General features: G+C 70.6%; 20 protein-coding genes. 7 read left to right on the top strand and 13 right to left on the bottom strand.

Features of this window, described 5'->3' with window-relative positions; translation table 11 throughout:
• Positions 1-56 precede the first annotated feature (56 nt).
• The 6 genes from ACFY36_RS28260 to ACFY36_RS28235 form a co-directional block, all read right to left on the bottom strand.
• Positions 57-803: a gamma-glutamyl-gamma-aminobutyrate hydrolase family protein gene (locus tag ACFY36_RS28260; protein ID WP_499748932.1), complete on the bottom strand. Its 747-nt coding sequence runs from the start codon at positions 801-803 to the stop codon at positions 57-59.
• Positions 804-824: 21 nt separating this feature from the next.
• The gene (locus tag ACFY36_RS28255; RefSeq protein ID WP_499748931.1) at positions 825-1,508 is read right to left on the bottom strand and encodes a gamma-glutamyl-gamma-aminobutyrate hydrolase family protein; all 684 of its coding nucleotides are present in this window, start codon (positions 1,506-1,508) and stop codon (positions 825-827) included.
• 209 nt (positions 1,509-1,717) lie between these two features.
• Positions 1,718-2,482 (bottom strand): 3-oxoacyl-ACP reductase, encoded by a 765-nt coding sequence (locus tag ACFY36_RS28250; RefSeq protein WP_499748930.1) that lies wholly within the window; start codon positions 2,480-2,482, stop codon positions 1,718-1,720.
• Complete coding sequence (locus tag ACFY36_RS28245) at positions 2,483-3,844, bottom strand: aldehyde dehydrogenase family protein (protein ID WP_499748929.1); 1,362 nt, start codon at positions 3,842-3,844, stop codon at positions 2,483-2,485.
• Positions 3,845-3,987: 143 nt separating this feature from the next.
• Positions 3,988-5,334 carry a glutamine synthetase family protein gene (locus ACFY36_RS28240; RefSeq protein ID WP_499748928.1) on the bottom strand — a complete coding sequence of 449 codons (1,347 nt, stop codon included), beginning with the start codon at positions 5,332-5,334 and terminating at the stop codon, positions 3,988-3,990.
• Between the two features lie 49 nt (positions 5,335-5,383).
• Positions 5,384-6,907, bottom strand: coding sequence for an amino acid permease (locus tag ACFY36_RS28235; RefSeq protein ID WP_499748927.1), 1,524 nt, complete (start codon positions 6,905-6,907; stop codon positions 5,384-5,386).
• A gap of 670 nt (positions 6,908-7,577) precedes the next feature.
• Here ACFY36_RS28235 and ACFY36_RS28230 point away from each other — a divergent pair.
• The 3 genes from ACFY36_RS28230 (at position 7,578) to ACFY36_RS28220 (ending at position 10,181) form a co-directional block, all read left to right on the top strand.
• Positions 7,578-7,952 carry a MerR family transcriptional regulator gene (locus tag ACFY36_RS28230; protein WP_499748926.1) on the top strand — a complete coding sequence of 125 codons (375 nt, stop codon included), beginning with the start codon at positions 7,578-7,580 and terminating at the stop codon, positions 7,950-7,952.
• 277 nt (positions 7,953-8,229) lie between these two features.
• Complete coding sequence (locus ACFY36_RS28225) at positions 8,230-9,123, top strand: ABC transporter ATP-binding protein (RefSeq protein ID WP_499748925.1); 894 nt, start codon at positions 8,230-8,232, stop codon at positions 9,121-9,123.
• Complete coding sequence (locus ACFY36_RS28220) at positions 9,120-10,181, top strand: ABC transporter permease (protein ID WP_499748924.1); 1,062 nt, start codon at positions 9,120-9,122, stop codon at positions 10,179-10,181. The genes ACFY36_RS28225 and ACFY36_RS28220 overlap by 4 nt, the downstream gene beginning before the upstream one ends.
• Here the strand turns inward: ACFY36_RS28220 and ACFY36_RS28215 are convergent.
• The 3 genes from ACFY36_RS28215 to ACFY36_RS28205 are packed head-to-tail and all read right to left on the bottom strand — an operon-like array spanning position 10,178 to position 13,532.
• The gene (locus ACFY36_RS28215; protein WP_499748923.1) at positions 10,178-10,765 is read right to left on the bottom strand and encodes a TetR/AcrR family transcriptional regulator; all 588 of its coding nucleotides are present in this window, start codon (positions 10,763-10,765) and stop codon (positions 10,178-10,180) included. The two genes, ACFY36_RS28220 and ACFY36_RS28215, sit on opposite strands and share 4 nt — an antisense overlap.
• A gap of 38 nt (positions 10,766-10,803) precedes the next feature.
• The gene (locus tag ACFY36_RS28210) at positions 10,804-12,948 is read right to left on the bottom strand and encodes a YhgE/Pip family protein (RefSeq protein ID WP_499748922.1); all 2,145 of its coding nucleotides are present in this window, start codon (positions 12,946-12,948) and stop codon (positions 10,804-10,806) included.
• Positions 12,945-13,532, bottom strand: coding sequence for an ABC transporter ATP-binding protein (locus ACFY36_RS28205; RefSeq protein WP_499748921.1), 588 nt, complete (start codon positions 13,530-13,532; stop codon positions 12,945-12,947). The genes ACFY36_RS28210 and ACFY36_RS28205 overlap by 4 nt, the downstream gene beginning before the upstream one ends.
• Before the next feature lie 128 nt (positions 13,533-13,660).
• Between ACFY36_RS28205 and ACFY36_RS28200 the strand changes: the two genes are divergently transcribed.
• The gene (locus ACFY36_RS28200; RefSeq protein ID WP_499749316.1) at positions 13,661-14,629 is read left to right on the top strand and encodes an LLM class F420-dependent oxidoreductase; all 969 of its coding nucleotides are present in this window, start codon (positions 13,661-13,663) and stop codon (positions 14,627-14,629) included.
• On the opposite strand, the gene ACFY36_RS28195 is transcribed toward ACFY36_RS28200, so the two are convergent.
• A complete protein-coding gene (locus ACFY36_RS28195; RefSeq protein WP_499748920.1) occupies positions 14,626-15,465 on the bottom strand; it encodes a GNAT family N-acetyltransferase in 840 nt (279 codons plus the stop codon). The two genes, ACFY36_RS28200 and ACFY36_RS28195, sit on opposite strands and share 4 nt — an antisense overlap.
• A 124-nt stretch (positions 15,466-15,589) precedes the next feature.
• On the opposite strand from ACFY36_RS28195, the gene ACFY36_RS28190 reads away from it, so the two are divergent.
• Positions 15,590-16,180: a PadR family transcriptional regulator gene (locus tag ACFY36_RS28190; RefSeq protein WP_498654878.1), complete on the top strand. Its 591-nt coding sequence runs from the start codon at positions 15,590-15,592 to the stop codon at positions 16,178-16,180.
• A gap of 226 nt (positions 16,181-16,406) precedes the next feature.
• On the opposite strand, the gene ispG is transcribed toward ACFY36_RS28190, so the two are convergent.
• The 3 genes from ispG to dxr are packed head-to-tail and all read right to left on the bottom strand — an operon-like array spanning position 16,407 to position 20,075.
• Positions 16,407-17,579, bottom strand: coding sequence for a flavodoxin/ferredoxin-dependent (E)-4-hydroxy-3-methylbut-2-enyl-diphosphate synthase (ispG, locus tag ACFY36_RS28185; protein WP_498654879.1), 1,173 nt, complete (start codon positions 17,577-17,579; stop codon positions 16,407-16,409).
• A 7-nt stretch (positions 17,580-17,586) separates the two neighbouring features.
• Positions 17,587-18,867, bottom strand: a complete 1,281-nt coding sequence (locus tag ACFY36_RS28180) for a M50 family metallopeptidase (RefSeq protein WP_499748919.1) — start codon at positions 18,865-18,867, stop codon at positions 17,587-17,589.
• A complete protein-coding gene (gene dxr, locus ACFY36_RS28175) occupies positions 18,867-20,075 on the bottom strand; it encodes a 1-deoxy-D-xylulose-5-phosphate reductoisomerase (protein ID WP_499748918.1) in 1,209 nt (402 codons plus the stop codon). Before dxr ends, ACFY36_RS28180 begins: the two co-directional genes overlap by 1 nt.
• A gap of 68 nt (positions 20,076-20,143) precedes the next feature.
• On the opposite strand from dxr, the gene ACFY36_RS28170 reads away from it, so the two are divergent.
• Positions 20,144-20,956, top strand: a complete 813-nt coding sequence (locus ACFY36_RS28170) for a YhjD/YihY/BrkB family envelope integrity protein (RefSeq protein WP_499748917.1) — start codon at positions 20,144-20,146, stop codon at positions 20,954-20,956.
• Between the two features lie 41 nt (positions 20,957-20,997).
• Positions 20,998-22,590 carry a phytoene desaturase family protein gene (locus ACFY36_RS28165; RefSeq protein ID WP_499748916.1) on the top strand — a complete coding sequence of 531 codons (1,593 nt, stop codon included), beginning with the start codon at positions 20,998-21,000 and terminating at the stop codon, positions 22,588-22,590.
• Positions 22,591-22,597: the final 7 nt, after the last annotated feature.

The raw sequence follows: 22,597 nt of genomic DNA, 5'->3' as shown, positions 1-22,597 counted from the left end.
TCCCCGCACGCTTCACCAACCGTACGGATAGGCACGGTAACACCGGGCCACCGGTGTCACACGGCGAGTACCTTGCCGCCCTTCACCCGCCGGGCCGCCGCCTCGACCAGACGCGTGAAGACGCGGAGATCGTTGGTGCGCTCCGGGTGCCACTGCACGCCGATGGCGTACGTCAGGGCGGGGTCCTCGATGATCTCGATGACCTGGTCCTCGGGGCACCAGCCGGTGGCCACGAACGACCCCGGATCGTCGATGGCCTGGTGGTGGAACGAGTTCACCGTCAGTTGCTCGCCCAGCAGTTCCGCCGCCCGCGAGCCCGGCTTCACCGTGACCTCGTGCCGCCCGTAGGCGGCGGCGCCGGCGGCCAGCGGATCGGTGCCGGGCGCGCCGCGGTGCCGGTCGCTGCCGATCACGTCGGGCAGGTGCTGGTGCAGCGTGCCGCCGGCGGCCACGGCCATCACCTGCATGCCGCGGCACACGCCGAGCACCGGCAGGTCGGCCTCGAGCGCGGCCTTCATCAGCACCAGCTCGGCGTCGTCGCGCTCCTTGTCGACCTCGGTCTCCGGATGACGCTCGGCTCCCCAGTACGCCGGGTCGATGTCGCCGCCACCGCTGAAGACGATGCCGTCCAGCGACTCGACGACGTCGGTTCCGGGCTCGTCCGGGGTGATCAGCACGGCCCGCCCGCCGACGGCGTGCACGGCTCGCACGTACGTCATGGGGAGCATGCCCGCCATGAGGTCGTTGCTGCCGTACTGCACCTGCTGGGCGTACGCGGTCATGCCGATCAGGGGCCTGCGCATGCGGTGAATTCCTCCTGTGTCTCAGTTCTGTGTCGCGGTGACCAGCGCGCCGAACAAGCGCCGGTCACGTACCACTTCCGGGTGCCACTGCACGCCGAGGACAAACCGGCGGCCCGGGTCCTCCACGGCTTCCGGCAGCCCGTCCTCGGCGCGGCCGGTGACGGTGAGCGTGCCCGGGTCGGCCACGCCCTGGTGGTGGAAGCAGCGGATGGCCAGGTCGTCGCCCATCAGCGCCTCGATGCGGCTGCCGGGCTCGAATCGCGCGTCGTGCTCGCCGTACACACCCGGCGCGGGCCGATGTTTCTCGTGCCCGAGCACGTCGGGCAGATGCTGGTGCAGAGTGCCTCCGGCGGCGACCGTCAGCAGTTGCATTCCCCGGCAGATGCCGAGGACCGGCATGTCTTTCTCCAACGCCGCGCGGACCAGCCGCAATTCCGCGGTGTCCCTCTCAGGGCGTACGACGGTGTGCGGGCCGGGGTCCTGGCCGTACATCCGGGGCCCGAGATCGGGACCGCCGGCGAGCACGAGGCCGTCCAGCGCGCGCAGCACGTCGGTGTCGTCCTCCTGGGGGATCAGGACAGGACGGCCACCGGCCAGCGTGACCGCGGCGACGTAGTCGTGCGGGATCAGCGTGGTCGGCAGGTCCTGCCAGACGCCCCACGTGGCGTTCTCCACATAGGTCGTGATGCCGATGATCGGGCGCATCGCACCACCGTAACCAGATCATGTATCTGTTCCATCGCCAATTTGGCGTAATGGGGGGTGTGGGGTGTCACCTCGTCACGAGATGACACCCCACCACGGGTCCCTCTGTCCCACCCACGCAGGGATCGACCTGTAAGGGCGGGGATTCGACCCCTTCACCCCTCTCGGGCGTAAAAGGGACGTGCCCCTGTAAACGATCCTTCAAACGTTCACAGCGGAGTTACATAGGCGCCGGTGATTCCACCGTCGACCACGAACTGCGAGGCGGTCATGAACGAGGCGTCGTCGCTGGCCAGGAACGCGACCGCCGCCGCGATCTCCTCGGGCTCGGCGAACCGGCCCATCGGCACGTGCACGAGCCGCCGGGCCGCCCGCTCCGGGTCCTTGGCGAACAGCTCCATCAGCAGCGGGGTGGCGACCGGCCCCGGGCAGAGCGCGTTGATCCGGATGCCCTCGCGGGCGAACTGCACACCCAGCTCGCGGGTCATCGCCAGCACGCCGCCCTTGCTCGCCGTGTACGCGATCTGCGAGGTCGCCGCGCCGAGCAGCGCCACGAACGACGCCGTGTTGATGATCGAGCCCTTGCCCTGCCGCTGCATGTGCGGAATCGCGTATTTGCAGCAGAAGAAGACCGACGTGGTGTTGACCTTCAGTACGCGCTCCCACGCGTCCAGGCCGGTGACCAGGATCGAGTCGTCGTCCGGCGGCGAGATGCCGGCGTTGTTGAAGGCGATGTCGACCCGTCCGTGCCGCTCGGCGACGCCGTCGAAGAGCCGCTGGACCGACTCCTCGTCGCTCACGTCGCAGGCCACGAACTCGCCGCCGGTCTCCTCGGCCACGGCCTTGCCGGCCTCCTCCGAGATGTCGACGGCGACGACCTTGGCGCCCTCGGCGGCGAACCGCCGGGCGGTGGCCAGCCCGATACCGCTGCCGGCGCCGGTGATCACGGCGACCCGGTCCCGCAAACGCTCCACTTACTCTCCCATCGCAAGGAACACGTTCTTCACATCGGTGAAGCTGAGCAGCGCGTCCGGGCCGAGCTCGCGCCCCAGGCCGGACTGCTTCATGCCGCCGAACGGCGTCCAGTAGCGCACCGACGAATGGCTGTTGACGCTCAGCGCGCCGGTCTCCACGGCCCGCGAGACGCGCAGCGCCCGGCCCAGGTCGCGGGTCCAGAGCGAGCCGGACAGCCCGTACTCGGTGTCGTTGGCCAGCCGGACCGCGTCGGCCTCGTCCTTGAACGGCAGCACCGAGAGCACCGGCCCGAAGACCTCCTCGCGCCAGTGCCGGTCGCCGCTCGACCGGGCCAGCAGGACGGTCGGCGGGAACCACCACCCGTCCCCGCCCGGCGCCTGCCCGGCGAAGGCGACATCGGAGCCTTCCACGTACGCCTTGACGCTGTCCCGATGACCGGCCGAGATCAGCGGTCCCATCTCGGCCGTGTCCTTCGACGGCTCCTCGACCCGGAACGCCTTGACCGCGGGCTCCAGCAACGACAGGAACTTGTCGTAGACCGACTCCTGCACCAGCAGGCGTGACCGGGCGCAGCAGTCCTGACCAGCGTTGTCGAAGACGGACGCCGGGGCCGACGCCGCCGCCTTCTCCAGGTCGGCGTCGGCGAAGACGATGTTGGCGCTCTTGCCACCCAGCTCCAGGGTCACCCGTTTCACCTGGTCGGCCGCGCCCGCCATGATCGACTTGCCGACCTCGGTCGAGCCGGTGAAGCAGACCTTCCGTACGGCCGGATGGGTGACGAACCGCTGCCCCACGACCGAGCCCTTGCCCGGAACGATCTGGAACACGTCCTCGGGCAGGCCGGCCTCGAGCGCCAGCTCACCGAGGCGGATCGCGGTCAGCGGGGTCAGCTCGGCCGGCTTGAGCACGACCGTGTTGCCGGCCGCCAGCGCCGGGGCGAAACCCCAGCCGGCGATCGGCATCGGGAAATTCCACGGCACGATGATCCCGACCACGCCGAGCGGCTCGTGGAACGTCACGTCGAGCCCACCGGCGACCGGGATCTGACGGCCGCTGAGCCGCTCGGGCGCCCCGGCGTAGTAGTCGAGCACGTCGCGCACGTTGCCCGCCTCCCAGCGGGCGTTGCCGATGGTGTGGCCGGCGTTGCGCACCTCCAGCTCGGCCAGCTCGCCGAGGTGCTGGTCGACCACCGCGGCGAAGCGGCGCAGCAGCCGGGCCCGGTCGCCGGGCGCGACCGCCCGCCAGGCCGGGAAGGCTCTCTGCGCGCGATCGATCGCCGCGTCGGTGGCGGCCAGATCCAGCGAGGGGACGGTCGTGAAGACCGCGCCCGTCGCAGGATTGATCACGTCAGTTGTCGTCACAGGCGGATCCTCGCACAGGTCGGAGTGGGGATGGCGCGGCCCTGTGGACAACCCGAAAGGCTGTGGATAACCCGGCTTCGGGCGCCCGCGGTGCCGTAGAGTCTGGGCCCGCCCCCTGGTGGGGTGGGGTGGGTTGGGGTGGGTTACATCCGCTCGAAGCCGCGCCGCAGCTCCCAGTCGGTCACGGCGGCGTCGAAGGCGGCCAGCTCGACCCGGGCCATGTTCGCGTAATGACCGACCACCTCGTCGCCGAACGCGGACCTCGCCACCTCGCTGCCCAGCCACAGCTGCCCGGCTTCGCGCAGCGTCGTCGGCACCCGTTCGGCCGCCGCGTCCTCGTACGCGTTCCCCGGCGTCTCCGGCTCCAGCTCGAGCTCGTTCTCGATGCCGTGCAGGGCGCCCGCCACCAGCGCCGCGACGGCCAGGTAGGGGTTGACGTCGCCGCCCGGCACCCGGTTCTCCACCCGCATGCCCTGGCCGTGGCCGGCGATCCGCAGGGCGCACGTCCGGTTGTCGACGCCCCAGCGCAGCGCGGTCGGCGCGAACGAGCCGGGCTGGTAACGCTTGTAGGAGTTGATGTTCGGCGCGAACAGCAGGCTGAACTCGCGCATCGTGGCCAGCAGACCGGCCAGCACCCGCTGCCCGGTCTCGCTGAGGTGCGCGGGACCGTCGCCGAGCATGGCCGACTTGCCGTCCTGGCCGCGCAGCGAGAAGTGGATGTGGCACGAGTTGCCCTCGCGGGCGTTCGGCTTGGCCATGAAGCTCAGCGCCATGCCCTCCTGGGCGGCGATCTCCTTGGCGCCGTTCTTGTAGATCACGTGGTTGTCGGCGCAGGTCAGCGCGTCGGCGTAGCGGAACGCGATCTCGTGCTGGCCGAAGTTGCACTCACCTTTGGCGCTCTCGGGCAGCATTCCGGCGCCGTACATCTCGTTGCGGATGCGCCGCAGCAGCGGCTCCACCCGGGCCGTCCCGAGCAGCGAGTAGTCCACGTTGTACTGGTTCGCCGGTACGAGGTCGCGATAGCCCTTCTCGAACGCCTGCTCATAGCTGTCGCGATAAAGGACGAATTCAAGTTCGGTTCCCGCGTACGCCGTCAGGCCGTGCCCGGCCAGGCGGTCAAGCTGCCGTTTGAGGATCTGCCGCGGTGACGCGTAGACCGGGTCGCCGCCGGTGGTCTCGAGGTCGGCGAGGACCATGGCGGTGCCCGGCTGCCACGGCACGCGCCGCAGGGTGGTGAAGTCGGGCCGCATCACGAAGTCGCCGTATCCGCTGGACCAGGACGACATCTCGTACCCGTCCACGGTGTTCATGTCGACGTCCACCGCGAGCAGATAGTTGCAGCCCTCGCTGCCGCCGGTGGCGACCTCGTCCATGAAGTAGCGGCCGTGCAGGCGTTTGCCCTGCAACCGCCCCTGCATGTCGGTGAGGGCCAGCAGCACGGTGTCGATGCTGCCGTTTTCGACCGAGACGTCCAGTTCCTCGAGATCCATGCCGGTTCCTTCCCTTGGAGGGCCGGGCGTCGCCGCCCGGCCCTTTCGATCATTCCGTGGGCATGGTCTGTTCGCCGTGTGCGGCTTTGTCGATCAGGTTCTGTCGCGGGCCGGTGAACCACTTGCGGGCGCTCGCGAACCACCAGACCGTGGCCAGTCCGAGAACCACGACCACCGCGACGATCGTGTAGTTGAAGTTGGACGCCGTGATCGGGCTGGCCGTCGGCAGGACGAACAGCACGCAGATGATCACGACCCAGACGATCGCGAGCCAGCCGACGAGCGGGCTCCACTTGCCGAGGTGCCACGGTCCCCGCTGGAAGTCGGGGTTCATCCGGCGCAGGAAGACCGGCATGACGTACGCGATGTAGAGGCCGATGACCGCGATCGAGGTGGCCGCCAGATAGGCCGTGGTGTTCCACAACGACGGCAAAACCAGCAGCGTGGAGCAGGTCACGCAGAGCCAGATCGAGTTGGTCGGCGTTCCGGTGCGGGGGTTGACCTTCTTCCACAGCCGGGAGCCGGGCAGCGCGCCGTCACGCGCGAAGGCGTACGACATGCGGGAATTGGCGGTGACCGACGCCATGCCGCAGAACCACTGCGCCACCACGCAGATGAACAGCAGGAACGTGCCCGTGTCGTGGCCCACGGCGTCGATGAAGATCTGCGCCGGCGGCAGGCCGAGGTCGGTGCCGAGGGCGCCCTCGTAGTCCTGGATGGACCAGGTGATCGCGAACAGCAGCACGAAGCCGGCGATCACCGAGACCACCACCGACATCACGATGCCGCGCGGCGCGGCCCGGGCGGCGTCGTGCGTCTCCTCGGCCACGTGGGCCGAGGCGTCGTAGCCGGTGTACGTGTACTGGGCCATCAGCAGGCCGAGCAGCACCGCGTACACCCCGGCCCCGGCGAAGGTGAAGCCGGTGGAGTTGTGCACCTCGGTGAAGACCTCGGAGATCGGCTTGTGGTTGTCCGGCACGACGGCCAGCACGATCACGATGACCGCGACGCCGACCAGGTGCCACCACGCGCTGACGTCGGAGAGGACCCGCACGAGGTTCACGCCGAACGTGTTCAGCAGGCCGTGCACGATGATGATGACCAGGAAGACCAGGAACGTACGCCCCGTGGTGACCTCCCAGTCGAAGGCCAGGCTGAGGAAGGCCGAGGTGGTGATGGCCGCGCCGAAGTCGATGGCGGCGGTGACGGCGACCTCGCCGAGGAAGTTGAACCAGCCGACGAACCAGGCCCACGCGGCCTTGTTCCGCTTGGCCAGCGCGGCCGCCCACCAGTAGAGGGCGCCGGCCGTCGGATAGGCCGAGCAGACCTCGGCCATGGCCAGGGCCACGAAGGTCACCATGATGCCGACGAACAGCCAGCCGAGGGTGATGGCGATCGGGCCGCCGGCGTTCATGGCGATGCCGTACGACGTGATGGCGCCGGCCAGGATCGAGATGATCGAGAAAGAGACCGCGAAGTTCGAGAAGCCGGACAGTCGGCGGTGCAGCTCCTGCTGGTAGCCGAGTTGGGCGAGGCGTTCTTCGTCGGTGGTGGGTGTCGGGTTGACGCTCATGTGCGGCTCCCTTACCGAAGGGTTGCTGTGACCTGGGCCACGGCGTGCCGTGATGATCTCGCCGGACTGTTACGCGCGTCAATGATCAGCGTTAATTGCGTTGCCCGCGCCCTCGGCACTCCCGCACACTCAGGACAGTTCAGGCATTCGCGAGTCCTCGGCAGACGTCGCGAACCAGAGGAGCGCATTGCGGCGCTCCCTTCCCGCGGCGGCGCGGGGCGCGGTCACCTCTCTCTCACACGGCATCGCCGTGCCCGGCGCCCGCCCCGCACCGCCGCACCCTCACGCGTAGTACTTCGTGCACTACCCTCCGCTGCCACTTGTCTGACGATTTGTCCTAAAAAATCTGTAGCCCCGGTACTAGAAATTCGCTGGTGATGGGCATAGGCTCTGTGGTGTCGGCCACGCACAGCCGACACAATTGACTCCGTTGGAGAAGGAGGACGAGATACCGCAGCAACGCGTCATCACAACGTCCCCGACCCGACAAGAGGTGATCGCAGCCGATGCCCATCACTCAGGTGGCCCGCTAGCGGCACGCAAGCGGACGACCGCATTTGCCGACGACGGTCGGCACCAGAATTGAAAATCCAGGGCCCCGGTTACCCGCCGGGGCCCTGGACTGCGCCTGAACACCCCTCAGGCCTCCCCCCTCGCCACGGAAGGCACGATGAACAACACGTCCTTCGACGACGCCGACTTCCCGGCGTACACGATGGGCCGCGCCGCCGACATGATCGGCGTGACGCCGGCCTTCCTCCGCAGCCTCGGCGCCGCCGGCCTGATCGAGCCGCAGCGCTCCCTCGGCAACCACCGCCGCTACTCCCGCCACCAGCTCCAGCTGGCCACCCGGGTCCGCCAGCTCCTCGACGAGGGCATGCCGCTGACCGCCGCCTGCCGCATCGTCAAGCTCGAGGACCGCCTGGCCGCCGCCCACCGCCACATCCTCGACCTGGGCGGCACCCTCACCCCCGACGACGACGCCGACATCCCCACACAGACCCACCCCGACATCGCGAAAACGCAGTACTACCGAGCCCCCTGACCCACCTCCCCACCGCCGGTCTGAACCTCGGCCACCCACCCCACCGCGGCCGCGCCCATCCCGGCCCCTCCCTGCGGCGCCGCTCTGGCGAAACTCACGACCCGTCATCGGCCGGATCGCTGGGTGGTTGCCGAGGAGGACGAGACCGGCTGGCCCGGTTCGCCGCTGCTCCCGCGCGGGGCTTGACCGCGCGAGATGACGTTCACGAGCCGGCGCGCGCGGACGTAGCGGATCTTCATGGCCAGCGCGCTTGGCTTGATCCACCTACCCTGGGTGCATGACCAGCGTGCTCAACGTCGATGGCGTCAGCCGCGCGTTCGACGGCCGGCCAGTTCTCTCGGACGTTTCGTTCCAGGTGGCGGGCGGTCGGATGACGGGCTTCGTCGGTGCCAACGGCGCCGGCAAGACGACCACCATGCGGATAATTCTCGGCGTGCTCGCCGCGGACAGCGGTGCGGTGCGGTGGCAGGGCGAACAGCTCAGCCGGGAGGTCCGGCAGCGGTTCGGATACATGCCGGAGGAACGCGGCCTCTACCCCAAGATGACCGTGGCCGAACAGATCGTCTATCTCGGACAGTTGCACGGCCTGAGCCGGGCCTCGGCCGTCGAGCGGACCGCGAAGCTGCTCGACCGGCTCGGGCTGGGTGAGCGGGCCGGCGAGAAGCTGGAGAAGCTGTCGCTCGGCAACCAGCAGCGGGCGCAGGTGGCGGCCGCTCTCGTGCACGATCCCGAGATGCTGGTGCTCGACGAGCCGTTCTCCGGTCTCGACCCGCTCGCCGTCGACGTGGTCGTCGACGTGCTGCGGGAGCGGGCCACCAGCGGGGTGCCGGTGCTGTTCTCCAGTCACCAGCTGGAGCTGGTCGAGCGGCTCTGCGACGACCTCGTCATCATCGCCGGCGGCACGATCCGTGCCGCCGGTGACCGCTCCCGGCTGCGGACGGCCTATGCCCAGCCCCGTTTCGAGCTGCACACCGACGCCGCCGTGGAGTGGGTTCGCGAGCGGCCCGGCGTCACCGTGGTCGAGCTCGACGGCAACCGCGCCGTCATCGACCTGGCCGACGGCGCCGACGACCAGGAGCTGCTGCGGGCCGCGCTCGACCGCGGGCCGGTGCGCTCGTTCGGGCCGGTCACCCCGTCGCTGGCCGAGATCTTCCGAGAGGTGATCCGATGAGCACGTTCGCGGCCGTGCGCGTGGTGGCGGCCCGGGAGATCCGGGTCAAGCTGCGCGATCGTACGTTCCTGTTCAGCACCGTCTTCTTCCTGCTCATCGCGGTCGCCTCGACCGTTCTTCCGGCCGTGCTCAACAGCGGGCCGTCGTCGGTGGCCGTGGCCGATCAGGCGACCGCGGCCGTCCTGCGGCAGTCCGGCCTCGACGTTCGCGAGGTCGCCGACGACGCGGCGGCCGAGCAGCTGGTGCGCTCCGGTGACGTGGACGCGGCCGTCGTGGCCGGGCCGACCGTGCTGGCCATGGACGACAGCCCGGGCGAGGTGGTGCGGGCGCTCAGCACCGAGCCGCCCGTGCAGTTGCTCGACCCCAGTGAGGTCGATCCGTTCCTCCAGTTCGCCGTGCCGTTCGCGATCGCCTTCGTCTTCTTCTTCACGTCGTTCCTGTTCGGCGTGCAGATCGCGCAGAGCGTCACCGAGGAGAAGCAGACCCGGATCGTGGAGATCCTGGTCGCCAGCGTGCCCACCCGGGCCCTGCTCGCGGGCAAGGTCGCCGCGCTCACGCTGCTCGCGTTCGGCCAGGTGGCGCTGATCGCGATCGTGGCCGTGGTCGGCGCGCGCTTCGCCGATCTCGACGCGACCGCGCTGTCGTTGCTGGAGCCGACGGTCGGCTGGTTCCTGGTGTTCTTCGTCTTCGGCTTCGTCATGCTGGCCACGCTGTGGGCCGGCGTGGGCGCGCTATCGGCCCGGCAGGAGGACATCAACGGCGCCTCGGCGCCGGTGCAGATGCTGGTGATGATCCCGTTCCTCGCGACCGTGTTCCTGATCGACAACGACGCGGCGATGCGCGTCCTGTCGTACATCCCGTTCTCCGCCCCGGTCGCCATGCCGGTCCGGCTGTTCATCTCGGACGTGGCGGCCTGGGAGCCGGTCGTCTCGCTGCTGATCCTGGCCGCGACGGCGGTGGCCCTGCTGGCGGTCGGCGCCCGCATCTACGAGGGCTCGCTGCTGCGCACGAACGGCCGTACGTCGCTGGCCACGGCCTGGAAGTCGAAGGCGGCCTAACCGACGCGGCGGACAATGGCGAGGAGCGATTCCTGTACGTCCTCGATCGGGCGCTCGGGCATGAAGACGAGCCAGTCGACGGCCACCACGAGGCCGACGCCGAACAGGGCCGACGACGCGACCCGCACGTCGAGGTCGGCCGGCAGGTCGCCGGAGCCGACCCCGGCCCGCAGGGTCTCGGCGATCACCCCGATCGCCTGCTCGCGCAGCAGGATCAGGGTCTGCTGCCACTCGCGGTTGGTGCGCCACATCTCGGAGAGCAGCAGCTGGGCGAAGGCGCGGTAGCGCCGGATGTACTCCAGCTGGCTGCGAACGAGGGCGGCCACGGCCTCGCGTGGCGGCAGGCCCTCCACGGCGGCTTGGAACTCCGCGGTGAGCAGTCCGACGCCGTACCGCAGAAGCTCCTCGAAGAGGTCGGTCTTGCTTTTGAAGTTGTAGTAGACCGTGCCCTTGGCCACGCCGGCCCGCAGCGCGATGTCGTCGACCGTGGTGGCCGAGAAGCCCTGCTCGGCGATGAGCTCGACGGCCGCCTCGAAGAGACGTTGCCGGGTGTCCTCCCGGCGCCGGGTCCGCCCGTCCGCCACCGCCGTCGCCCCCTGTCCGCCATCGCTGTGCGGGTCCATCACAGCACGAGCTCCGGATGGAGGTCGGAGGCGGTCATCCGCCGGCCGCGCCGCGCCGCCAGCCAGGTCAGGGCAACCGCGCCGATTCCGTACGCCAGCAGGAGCAGGACGCCCTGGACAACGGTGCCCCACGGGCCGCCGTCGACCGCGTGGCGGGCCGCACCCACCACGTACGTCATGGGCAGCAGGGGGTGGATCGCCTGGAAGAAGCCGGGCGAGGTCTGTACGGGGTAGGTGCCACCGGACGAGGTGAGCTGGAGCATGAGCAGCGCGAGGGCCAGGATCCGGCCGGGCGCGCCGAAGACCGCGCCCAGCATCTGGATGATCGCGGCGAAGACGGCGGAGGCCAGCAGGAGCAGGCCCCACGTGGCCATCGGGTGGACCGGGTCGAGGCCGAGCCCGAAGTGCACCACGGCGAACAGGATCGTCGCCTGCACGAGCCCGATGGCCACGGCCGGCAGCAGGCCGGCGAACACCACGCGCAGGGTCGGCGTCCTCGCCATCAGGTAACGCCGGTTCAGCGGCTTCAGCACGAAGAACGTGATCATCGCGCCGACCCACAGGGCCAGGGCCAGGAAGTACGGGGCGAAGCCCACCCCGTAGGTGGCGGCCGGATTGCGGACGGTGCGGTCGAGCGAGACCGGGTCGGCGAGCACGCCGGCCCGGCCGGTGGTGTCGTCGCCGTACCCCGGAATGCTCTTGGCCCCGTCGGTCAGCCCGGCCGCGAGCTGCCCGGCCCCGGCCTGAAGATCGCCGAGACCGCCGGCGAGTTCGTGCCCGCCGGAGGAGAGCGTGGCGAGCCCGCCGCTGAGCTGCTGGGCGCCGTCGGACAGCCGGTAGATGCCGTTCCTCAGGTCGATCGCGCCCTGCTCGGCCTGGTCGGTGCCGGCGCTCAGCTTCTTGGCGCCGGTGGCGAGACTGTCGAGACCGCTGGCCAGCTGGTCGACCTTCGCGCGGGCGTTCCGCACGTCGTCGGCCAGGTGGGGCGCGGCCGCGGCGATCTGCCGGGCGGTCGCGGCCGTCTGCCTCAGGTCGGCTCGCAGGGCGTCGAGGTCGGCGCTGTCCACCGTGCTCCGGACCTTCTGCGCCGCCGTCACCAGCTGGGCGGCGAGAGCCTTCGCCTCGGGCAAGCCCTCGGTGCCGGCGGGCAGGGTGTTCAGGTAGCGCTGAAGCTGCCTGGCGTTGTCGACGGCCTGGTTCGCGGCGGTGTCGATGGTGGTGATGTTGGCCGCGAGGGTGTCGGCGCCGCGAGCCACGAGGGTCGCCGCGGTCTGGAGACGCTCGGCGTTCTCGCGCAGCAGGGGCTCGGCCTTGTCGGCGGCCGCGTCCACAGCGGACGCGAGCTGACGGCCGCCGCTCGCGGCCTGCGCGGTGCCGGTGGCGAGCTGGCCGGCGCCGGCGCTGAGCTGGGCCAGGCCGTCGGCGAGGTCGTCGGCGCCGCGGCCGGCCGTGCCGAGGCCGTTGCTCAGCGTCCGCGCGCCGCTCCCGGCGTCGTCGATGCCGCCGGCCAGGCGGTCCGCGCCGGAGCGGGCCGACTTCGCGCCGTCGTCGAGCTTGTGGGCGCCGTCGGCCGCCTTCTGCGTCTGGGTCTTGAGGTCGGTGAAGCCGATCAGCATCTTGTCGTAGTAGCCGGCCGACGCGCCGGCCGAGGCGGCCGCCTGGACCTCCTGGAAGGCCGAGCGGGCGAAGACGCCGGAGAGGTAGTTGTTGGCGTCGTCGCTGACCGCGACGAGCTGGGCCGCCTTCGGAGTGACGCCGGCGTTCGGCGGGGTGGCCAGGTCGGCCGAGAAGTCGGCCGGGATGCGCAGCAGCAGTTGATACTTGCCGTCGGCCAGGCCCTGCTCGGCGCCGGCCTCGTCGGTCACGTGCCAGTCGAAGACCTGCCGGTCCTGGAGCTCCTTGGCCAGATCCTGCCCGGCGTGCAGCTTGGTGCCGTCCTGGGCGGTGGCGGCGCGGTCCTCGACGACGAGCGCGGCCGGGATGTGGTTGAGGCGCCCGTACGGATCCCAGAACGCGTAGAGATAGAGCGCGCCGTAGAGCAGCGGGATGACCGCGATGACGACCAGGGCCGCGGTGGTGAGGCGCCCGCGCAGGAAGCGGCGGATCTCCAGACCGGCCAGCGACAGTGTGGACAGTCCCCTCATCGCTCCTCCTCGCTCCCGCCCAGGTGGATCACGGTGGTCACCAGGGCCGGGTCGATCTCGCGGGCGGTGACCATCACGGCCGTGCCGCCGCCGGCGATCTCGCCCAGCAGCTGCCACAGGCTCTCCCGTTCCCGCCGATCGAGCCCGTCGTCCACCTCGTCCACCGCGATCACCGCCGGCCCTTCGAGACGGGCCAGGATCAAGCCCAGGACCTGCTTCTCGTACGGGGTGAGGTCGCGCCCCTGCCGCTCCGGCTCCAGCCCGAGCAGCGGCACATCGACGGCGGCGGCCCGCGACCGCCCGAGCAGCGCCAGCCGCTCCCGCACGTGCTCAGTGACGGTGAAGACAGGTTCGGGCCCCTCGACCTCGGGCACGTAGCCGAGCGAGGCGGTGCCCGAGATCTCGACCGACCCGGCGCTGAGCCGGAACCGCCCGGCCAGCGCGAGCAGCGCGGTGGTGCGCCCGCTGCCCGGAGGACCGACCACCGCGACCAGCTCACCAGGCTCGACGCTCACGTCCAGGTCCTGGAAGAGCCAGCGGCGCCGGTGGCGGACCCCCGCCCCGCGTGCGGTGACAACCGACATGTCCGGCCTCCATTTAAACTGACTGGTCAGTTCAAAAACATACCCGAGCCTTCACCGGAATCCGTCACAAGTGATGGACGTCATGGTGGGCCCACGGCAGGATCGTGGTCATGTCGACGCGATGGGGCATGACCGTTCCGCTGGCCGGGGTTCCGCTCGCCGATCACGCCGCCGTCTACGCGGCCCTCGAGGAGGCCGGGTTCACCGACCTGTGGAGCTCCGAGGTGAACGGCTCCGACGCCTTCACCCCGCTGACCCTCGCCGCCGCCTGGGCGCCCCGGTTCAGCCTCGGCACGGCCATCACCCCGGTCTTCACCCGCGGGCCCGGCCTGCTCGCGATGACCGCGGCCGCCCTGGCCGAGACCGCGCCCGGCCGCTTCCAGCTCGGCATCGGGGCGTCGTCGCCCGTGGTGGTCGGCGACTGGAACGCGGCCGACTTCACCGAGCCGTACGCCCGCAGCCGCGACATGCTCCGCTTCCTGCGCGCCGCCCTGGCCGGCGAGGTGGTCGACGGCGAGTTCGACACCTTCTCGGTGCGCCGGTTCCGCCTGGAGCGCCCGCCCGCGACCCCGCCCCAGATCCTGCTGGCCGCGCTGCGCCCCGGGATGCTGCGCCTGGCCGCGGCCGAGGCCGACGGCGTCATCCTCAACTGGCTCTCGCCGGGCGACGTCGCGACCGCGCTGGCCGAGGTCAAGGGCGCCGGCGCCGGCTTCGAGGCGGCCGCCCGCATCTTCGTCTGCCCGACCGACGACGCCGCCTACGCGCGCACGGTCGGCCGCCGCATGATCACGTCCTACCTGACGGTTCCCGCGTACGCGGCCTTCCACCGCTGGCTGGGCCGCGACGAGATCCTGCGGCCGATGTGGGACGCGTGGGCGGCCGGCGACCGCAAGGGCGCCCTGGCCGCCATCCCGGATCAGGTCGTCGACGACCTGATCGTGCACGGCACCCCGGCCGAGTGCCGCGCGCGGGTGGAGGCCTACGCGGCAGCCGGCATCACCGTTCCGGTGATGGCCCTGTTGCCCACTCCGGCCCTGAACTCCGGCGACTTCGCGACCATCCGGGGAGTCCTGACCAGCCTGGGCCGGCCTTCTTAGAAGAGCACTGTCGCGAAACTGCCCGCGGAGACGAAACCGCAGCGCTCGTAGACCCGGCGGGCCGGCGCGTTGTAGTCGTTCACGTAGAGGCTCACCGAGGGCGCCACCCGCCGCAACGCGTCGCGGACGACGGCGGCCATCGCCGGCGCGGCCAGGCCCCGGCCCCGGAACTCCGGATCGACCCACACGCCCTGCACCTGGGTGGTGCGCCGGGTGACGATGGCCAGCTCGGCCTTGAAGATCACCCGGTCGCCGACGAAACGGGCGTACGCCCGCTTGCCCTTGACCAGCTCGGCGATGCGGCGGCGGTAGCCGCGGCCGCCGTCGTCGAGCAGCGGGGAGACGCCGACCTCCTCGGTGTACATGGACACGGCGGCCGGGAAGAGCTGATCGACCTCGCCCGGCCGGACCAGGCGCACGTCGGGGTCGGGCGGCACCACCGGATCGCGGTCGGCCACCAGCAGCGGCTGGTTGGGGCGCACGTCGCGCGCCTTGCCCCAGTGGCCGCCGAGCCGGTCCCACAGGTCGAGGACCTGCTCGGACCGGCCGATGATGGAGGAACAGATGCGCGGCTCGGCCCCCAGCATGTCGGCGAACGCGGCGGTCGCCGGCGGGGTGGCGCAGAGCGGCACCAGATGGGCGCCCGACCAGATGATGGACTCGACGCGGCGGCCGGGACCGTACCCGAAGATCCGCCCGTCGGAGCGCCACCAGTTCAGGCCGTGCGCCGCCACCCGCTCGGCGATCTGGGCGCCGGCGTAGGGGTCGCGGTCGAGGATCTTCTCGACCGCCGCGCGCTCGGACTCACCGAGCTGGCGAATCGGCACCGTCAGCACAGGTATCACATTGCCAGATCCATCCCGGCCCACACCCGCCGCAACCCCCTCCGTTGAAGAAACCCTTGTCGCCGATGCGTTGCCGATATATCGTCTAACTATCGACAACAGATCGGAGACAGTCATGAGGTACCCCCACGAAGGTCATCAAGGGCGTCGCCACCGCGGTGGCTTCGGATTTCCGGGCGGATTCCCGTTCGGCGGCGGCGGTCCCGACTTCGGCCCCGGCGGCCCGTTCGGCGGCCCCGGCGGTCGCGGCCCGCGCCGCGGCGGTCGCGGTCAGCGGCTGAATGTCCGCCCCGCCCTCCTGGCGCTGCTCCTGGAGCGCCCGATGCACGGCTACGAGATGATCCAGGAGCTCGACTCCCGCACGAACGGCATCTGGCGCCCGAGCCCCGGCTCGGTCTACCCGACGCTGCAGCTGCTGGAGGACGAGGGCCTCATCGAGGCCGAGGCGAACGGCGGGCGCAAGAGCTACCACCTGACCGCCGACGGTCGTCCCGAGGCCGAGGCGGCCGCGGAGAACCCGCCGTGGGCCCGCATCGGCGACGACACCATGTCGCAGGTGCAGGACTTCCGCGACGCCGCCGCCGGCATCCTGGGCGCCCTGAAGCAGGTCGGTTTCTCCGGCACCGACGAGCAGCGCCAGAAGGCGCTGGAGGTGCTGAACGAGACCAAGCGCAAGCTGTACGCCATCCTCGCCGACAGCGAGTAGGCCGTGCGGCCGTCCGGGCCGAGCAGCATTTCTGGCCACCAGCCGAACACCGGAGAGGGCGTACGCCACGGGGGTACGCCCTTTCCGTTTCTCCTCGCCGTCCCGCCCACGCCGACGAACTGGGTGCACCTCTTCCGGCGCATCTCGTCCGCGCGGCCACCGGACCCCGGAACACGTCAGGCCCCGCCGGAACGGCGGGGCCTGACGTTCGTGCGGTGGGTGCGGGTCAGTGCACGGTCACCCGGGGGCCGGGAACCAGGTCGCGGAGCTCCTCGGGGAGCTCGGCGCCCATCTCGTCGGCCAGGCGCAGAGCCTCCTCGACCAGGGTCTCGACGATGATGGACTCGGGGACGGTCTTGATGACCTGGCCCTTGACGAAGATCTGGCCCTTGCCGTTGCCGGAGGCCACACCCAGGTCGGCCTCGCGGGCCTCGCCGGGTCCGTTGACGACGCAGCCCATGACGGCCACGCGCAGCGGGACCGGGAAGCCGTCGAGGGCCGCCGTCACCTGCTCGGCCAGGGTGTAGACGTCGACCTGGGCCCGGCCGCAGCTCGGGCAGGAGACGATCTCGAGGCCGCGCTCGCGCAGGCCCAGCGACTCGAGGATGGCCTGTCCGACCTTGATCTCCTCGACCGGCGGGGCCGACAGCGACACCCGGATGGTGTCGCCGATGCCCTCGGCCAGCAGCGCGCCGAAGGCGACCGAGCTCTTGATCGTGCCCTGGAACGCCGGGCCGGCCTCGGTGACGCCCAGGTGCAGCGGGTAGTCGCACTGCTCGGCGAGCTGGCGGTAGGCGCGGATCATGACGACCGGGTCGTTGTGCTTGACCGAGATCTTGATGTCGCGGAAGCCGTGCTCCTCGAACAGCGAGCACTCCCACAGCGCCGACTCGACCAGCGCCTCGGCCGTGGCCTTGCCGTATTTCTCCAGCAGCCGCTTGTCGAGCGAGCCCGCGTTCACGCCGATGCGGATCGGGATGCCGGCGTCGGAGGCGGCCCGGGCGATCTCCTTCACCTTGTCGTCGAACTGGCGGATGTTGCCCGGGTTGACCCGGACCGCCGCGCAGCCGGCGTCGATCGCCGCGAAGACGTATTTCGGCTGGAAGTGGATGTCGGCGATCACCGGGATGCCGGACTTCTTGGCGATCGCCGGCAGCGCCTCGACGTCGTCCTGCGACGGCACGGCGACCCGGACGATCTGACAGCCCGAGGCGGTCAGCTCGGCGATCTGCTGAAGGGTCTTGTTGACGTCGGCCGTGAGCGTCGTCGTCATCGACTGCACGCTGACCGGCGCACCTCCACCCACCGGCACGTTGCCGACCATGATCTGGCGGCTCTTCCGGCGGGGAGCCAGCGGCGGAGGGGGCACAGCCGGCATTCCGAGACTGATCGCGGTCACTTTCACATCACCTGTTGAAGATCGTGATCGGGTTGACGATGTCGGCGGTGACGGTCAGCAGGGTGAACGCACCACCGATCAAGATGACTGCGTAGGTGACAGGCATCAGTTTGTAGTAGTCGACGCGGCCCGGGTCGGGCTTCTTGAGACGCGCGTAGAGCCAGGAGCGCACCCGCTCGTACCAGGCGATGGCGATGTGCCCGCCGTCGAGCGGGAGCAGCGGCAGCAGGTTGAAGATGCCGATGAACACGTTGAGCGAGATGAAGATCGTGAGGAACAGCTGCGGCACGCCGTTGGCCAGGGCCTCGCCGCCGAGCCGGCTGGCGCCGACCACGCTGATCGGGGTGTTCGGGTCGCGCTCGTCGCCGGTGATCGAGTGCCACAGGGCCGGGATCTTGTCGGGGATCCGCTTCATCGCCTCGAACGTGTTCTCGACCAGGTACCAGCTGTAGTCGAAGGTCGCCGGCACGGCCGAGGCCACGTTGTATTTGATGATGCCGGGAATGCTCGGGTCGTCCCAGCCGATGGCGGCGATCGACACCGTGGTGGTCTTGGCGTCGTCGCTCTCGTCGGTGATCGCGGCGCGCTCGGCGCTGACCAGATTGACCTCGGCCTTGCCGGGGACGCCGTCGCGGGAGTACTCGAAGGCGACCTTGCCGGCCGGCAGCGAGCGGATCTTGTTGACCAGGTCGCCGTACGTGGTGATCGTCGTGCCGCCCACGTTCGTGATCAGGTCGCCGTCGCGGATGCCGGCCGCGTAGGCCGGTCCGGCGATGGCGCCGTTCACGCCGGGCTTGCAGTTGTCGGCCGTGGCGCCGGCCGGGGCCGTGCCGGCCCAGACGCAGGCCGGGGCGTCGATGACCGGCCGCTCCTTGAGCTGGAGGGCCGTGGTCGTCGGGTACGACGTGTTCTGCAGGCCGAAGGTGAACGCGGCGATCCAGGTGGCCACGATCGCCAGCAGGAAGTGGGTGATCGAGCCGGCCGACATCACGATCGTCCGCTTCCAGACCGGGAACCGCCACATCGCGCGCGGCTGGTCCTCGGGGGCGACGTCGTCGTCCTGCGGCGTCATGCCGACGATCTTGCAGAAGCCGCCGAGCGGGATCGCCTTGAGGCCGTACTCCGTCTCACCGCGCCGGAACGAGAAGACCGTGGGGCCGAAACCCACGAAGTAACGGGTCACCTTCATGCCGAAGCGCTTGGCAGTGATCATGTGACCGGCCTCGTGGAGGCTCACCGAGATCAGGATGGCCAGCGCGAACGCGGCGACACCCAGCCAGTACAGCATCAAGCTCCTTTTGCCGCAGTATCGTGCCTGGCGATGACGTCATGCGCCCGGGCGCGCGCCCAGGACTCGGCGGCGAGCACTTCCTCGACGGTACCCGGCTCGGCAAAATCCGGGGCCGACGCGAGCACCTCCGCGAGTGTGTCGACGATGCCCAGAAAAGGTAGCCGACCGGCGACGAAAGCGGCCACACACTCCTCGTTGGCCGCGTTGTAGATGGCCGGGCGGCAGCGCCCCTCGCGGCCGGCCTGCTTGGCCAGCCGGACGGCCGGGAACGCCTCCTCGTCGAGCGGGCGCAGCTCCCAGTTGTGGGCCTGGGTCCAGTCGACGGCGGCGGCCGCGCCGGGCACCCGATCGGGCCAGGCCAGGGCCAGCGCGATCGGCAGCCGCATGTCGGGCGGGCTGGCCTGGGTCAGCGTCGAGCCGTCGGTGAACTCGACCATCGAGTGGATCACCGACTGCGGATGGACCATGACCTCGATGTCGTCGTAGGGCACGGCGAACAGCTCGTGCGCCTCGATCACCTCGAGCGCCTTGTTGACCATCGTGGCGGAGTTGATGGTCACGACCGGGCCCATGTCCCACGTCGGGTGCTTCAGCGCCTCGTCCGGTGTGACGTTCGTCAGCTCCTCGCGCCGGCGGTCGCGGAACGCGCCCCCGCTGGCGGTCAGGACGAGCCGGCGCACCTCGTCGCGGGCGCCGCCGCGCAGGCACTGGGCGAGCGCCGAGTGCTCGGAGTCGACCGGCACGATCTGGCCCGGCTTGGCCACCCGGCGCACCAGCGGGCCGCCGGCGACCAGCGACTCCTTGTTGGCCAGGGCGAGCACCCGGCCCGCCTCGAGGGCGGCCAGCGTCGGGGCCAGGCCCAGGCTGCCGACCACGCCGTTGAGCACCACGTCGCAGGGCCAGCGGGCGAGCTCGGTCATCGCGTCGGGGCCGGCCACGATCTTGGGCAGCTTGAAGTCGCCGGTGGCCCAGCCGCGCCGCTGCGCCTCGGCGTAGAAGGCGAGCTGAAGATCCTGGACGACCGACGAGCGGGCCACGCCGACCACGTCGACGCCGAGCTCGAGCGCCTGGGCGGCGAGCAGCGCGACGTTGCCGCCGCCGGCGCCCAGGGCGACCACCCGGAACCTCTCGGGGTTGCGGCGCACGATGTCGATGGCCTGAGTGCCGATGGATCCGGTGGAGCCGAGCAGGACGAGGTCGCGCATGCGCCCATCTTCCCGGATCGCCGGAGATCGCTCGCGTCGGCCTGTGGATAACTGGGTATGCCATCGCCATGCCCCGGTGGTTGATCTCCCTCTTTCGGCCACTGAAGGGCCGTGACCTGGCGTTACACGCCGCAGCGGTCACTTTCTACGCCGGAATCGCGGTGGTTCCGATTGCTTTGCTGGCAATTTGGGTCACCGGCTGGATCGCCGGGGCCGACCGGGTCCGCCGCCTCACCGGTCACACGATCAGCGCGCTGCCGGACGAGATCGGCGCCCCGCGGGCCCTGTCCGCCCTGATCGACGCCGGGCTGCATCTGACGCCGTGGTTCGCGCTCGCCAGCCTGCTGCCGGCGACCTTCTACGGCGAAGGGCTGCGGCGGGCCTTCGTCTCGCTGCGCCAGCCCGGCAGCGAGCCGCTCGTCGGCTGGCGGGGCCGCCTGCTCTGGCTGCCGATCCTGGCCGCGGCCCCGGCCCTGCTGCTGGCGATGTTCCTGGCTCTGCCCTCGACCAGCGGCCTGTGGGTGCGCGGCGGCTGGTACTCGGTGCTGGGCGTCGTTCTGTCGTTCCTCGCCTGCTGGTTGCTGCTCACGCCGGTCGTCATCTGGGTCTACCGGTACGTCGCGCCGGGGCGCCCGCGGTGGCTGTCGACCATCCTCGTGGGGTCGTTCACGGCGGCCAACCTCTCGGGATTTCTGCACGGGTTTGTGCTGTTCTGTTCGCTGCCGCTCGACCTCGGGGCGCCCTTCGGCGGGTTCGACGCGATCGGCGGGACGATCGCCGTGGGCCTCTGGCTGTACCTGTTCCATGTGATTGTGCTCGCCGGATATGCGGCGACACGGAGTGCCAGCGCGTATCAGACCAACAGATTTCGCACCGATTAGCTGAGTGATCTTCATATAACAGCGCGCTACGCTCCCAAGCCATGACCACTCTCCCCCAGCGCTCCGACGTAGTGATCATCGGAGCGGGCCACAACGGCCTCGTCTCCGCGGTCCTGCTGGCGCGCGCCGGCCTGAGCGTCACCGTGCTCGAGGCGGCGAACGTGATCGGCGGTGCCGCGCGCACCGAGCGGCCCTTCGCGGCCGCACCCGGTTTGGGTCAGTCCACCGGTTCCTACCTGCTCGGGCTGATGCCGCCGGAGCTGCTGCGCACCCTCGACGTCGACATCCCCATGTTGCGCCGGGACCCGCACTACTTCCTCCCCACCCCCGGACCGGCCGGCTCGCCCTACCTGCTGTTCGGGCGTGACCAGGCGGCCACCCGGGCCCAGCTCGAGCGCTTCTTCTCGCGCCGCGACGTCGCGGCCGACGAGCAGCTCGCCGTCGAGATCGCCGCGCTCCGGGCCGACCTGGCCCCGGCCTGGCTCGAGGAGCCGGGCACGGTCGAGGAGATCGCCGACCGGCACATCCGGCCCCAGCTGCAAAGCACATTCGTCGATCTCGTACGGGGTTCGGTCGCCGACTATCTGGCCCGGTTCGGCTTCAAGAGCGAACTGCTGATGAGCATGTACGCGGTGACCGACGGGCTCTCCGGCCTGAACGCGGGCCCGGACGACCCCGGCACCGGCCACAACTTCCTGGTGCACAACATGTGCCGGCTGCCCGGCTCGGACGGCACCTGGATGATCGCCGAGGGCGGCATGGGCACCGTCTCGCGCGTGTTCGCCGACGCGGCGCGGGCGGCCGGGGCGCAGATCCTGACGAACGCGCCCGTGGCCTCGGTGACCGTCGACGGCGGGGCCGCGAGCGGCGTCGTGCTGGCCGACGGGCGCTCGATCGCGGCCCGGGTCGTGTTGGGCAGCTGCGACCCGTACCGCCTGATCGACCTGGTCCCTTCGGGAACCTTGCCGGTCGCGCTGACCGACCACATGGCGTCGGTCCGCAAGACCGGCACCACGCTGAAGATCAACCTGGCTCTGCGCGGCTTGCCGCAGTTCTCCTGCCTGCCGGCGGGCACCCCGTCGCCGTTCGGCTCGACCATCCACCTGCTGCCCGGCTCGGCCGGCCTGGCCGGCGTTCCGGGCACCGACTCGCCGATGGCCGCGCTGCGCGCCATGTGGGCCGACGTCCAGGCGGGCCGGCTGCCCGACGAGCCGACCATCGAGTGGTACCTGCACACGACGGTCGACCCGTCGCTGCGCGACGCCGAGGGCCACCACTCGTCGGCGCTGTTCGTGCAGTCGGTGCCCTACCAGCCGGCCGGTTCGTCCTGGGAGGCGGAGCTTCCCGGGTACGTCGACAAGATGCTCGACATCGCCGAGAGGTACGCGCCCGGCACCCGCGACCTGGTCGTCGACACGATGCCGCTGACCCCGCCCGGCATCGAGGAGCATTTCGGCATCACCGGCGGCCACATCCACCACGTGGACAACACGGTCGCCTTCAACGAGCGCATGCCCTATTTCACCGGCCTCGACGGCCTGTACGCGGGCTCGGCCGGCACCCACCCGGCCGGCAGCGTCATCGGCGCCGCCGGCCACAACGTGGCCAAGCGCATCCTGAAAGACCTCGCCTGATCACAAA

This window comes from Actinoplanes sp. NPDC000266 (assembly GCF_042899005.1).
Classification (GTDB): Bacteria; Actinomycetota; Actinomycetes; order Mycobacteriales; family Micromonosporaceae; genus Actinoplanes.
The sequence above is the reverse complement of the archived record's forward strand: the minus strand, read 5'-3'. Positions and strand labels throughout refer to the sequence as shown.

Bases quoted from the DNA above. Each gene is read 5' to 3' on its own strand.
- ACFY36_RS28200 (WP_499749316.1), top strand. From the start codon at position 13,661: ATGACCGTTCCGCTGGCCGGGGTTCCGCTCGCCGATCACGCCGCCGTC.
- ACFY36_RS28190 (WP_498654878.1), top strand. From the start codon at position 15,590: ATGAGGTACCCCCACGAAGGTCATCAAGGGCGTCGCCACCGCGGTGGC.
- ACFY36_RS28225 (WP_499748925.1), top strand. From the start codon at position 8,230: ATGACCAGCGTGCTCAACGTCGATGGCGTCAGCCGCGCGTTCGACGGC.
- ACFY36_RS28170 (WP_499748917.1), top strand. From the start codon at position 20,144: ATGCCCCGGTGGTTGATCTCCCTCTTTCGGCCACTGAAGGGCCGTGAC.
- ACFY36_RS28235 (WP_499748927.1), bottom strand. From the start codon at position 6,907: ATGAGCGTCAACCCGACACCCACCACCGACGAAGAACGCCTCGCCCAA.
- ACFY36_RS28220 (WP_499748924.1), top strand. From the start codon at position 9,120: ATGAGCACGTTCGCGGCCGTGCGCGTGGTGGCGGCCCGGGAGATCCGG.
- ACFY36_RS28205 (WP_499748921.1), bottom strand. From the start codon at position 13,532: ATGTCGGTTGTCACCGCACGCGGGGCGGGGGTCCGCCACCGGCGCCGC.
- ACFY36_RS28230 (WP_499748926.1), top strand. From the start codon at position 7,578: ATGAACAACACGTCCTTCGACGACGCCGACTTCCCGGCGTACACGATG.
- ACFY36_RS28165 (WP_499748916.1), top strand. From the start codon at position 20,998: ATGACCACTCTCCCCCAGCGCTCCGACGTAGTGATCATCGGAGCGGGC.
- dxr (WP_499748918.1), bottom strand. From the start codon at position 20,075: ATGCGCGACCTCGTCCTGCTCGGCTCCACCGGATCCATCGGCACTCAG.
- ACFY36_RS28255 (WP_499748931.1), bottom strand. From the start codon at position 1,508: ATGCGCCCGATCATCGGCATCACGACCTATGTGGAGAACGCCACGTGG.
- ACFY36_RS28210 (WP_499748922.1), bottom strand. From the start codon at position 12,948: ATGAGGGGACTGTCCACACTGTCGCTGGCCGGTCTGGAGATCCGCCGC.
- ACFY36_RS28260 (WP_499748932.1), bottom strand. From the start codon at position 803: ATGCGCAGGCCCCTGATCGGCATGACCGCGTACGCCCAGCAGGTGCAG.
- ACFY36_RS28180 (WP_499748919.1), bottom strand. From the start codon at position 18,867: ATGCTGTACTGGCTGGGTGTCGCCGCGTTCGCGCTGGCCATCCTGATC.
- ACFY36_RS28240 (WP_499748928.1), bottom strand. From the start codon at position 5,334: ATGGATCTCGAGGAACTGGACGTCTCGGTCGAAAACGGCAGCATCGAC.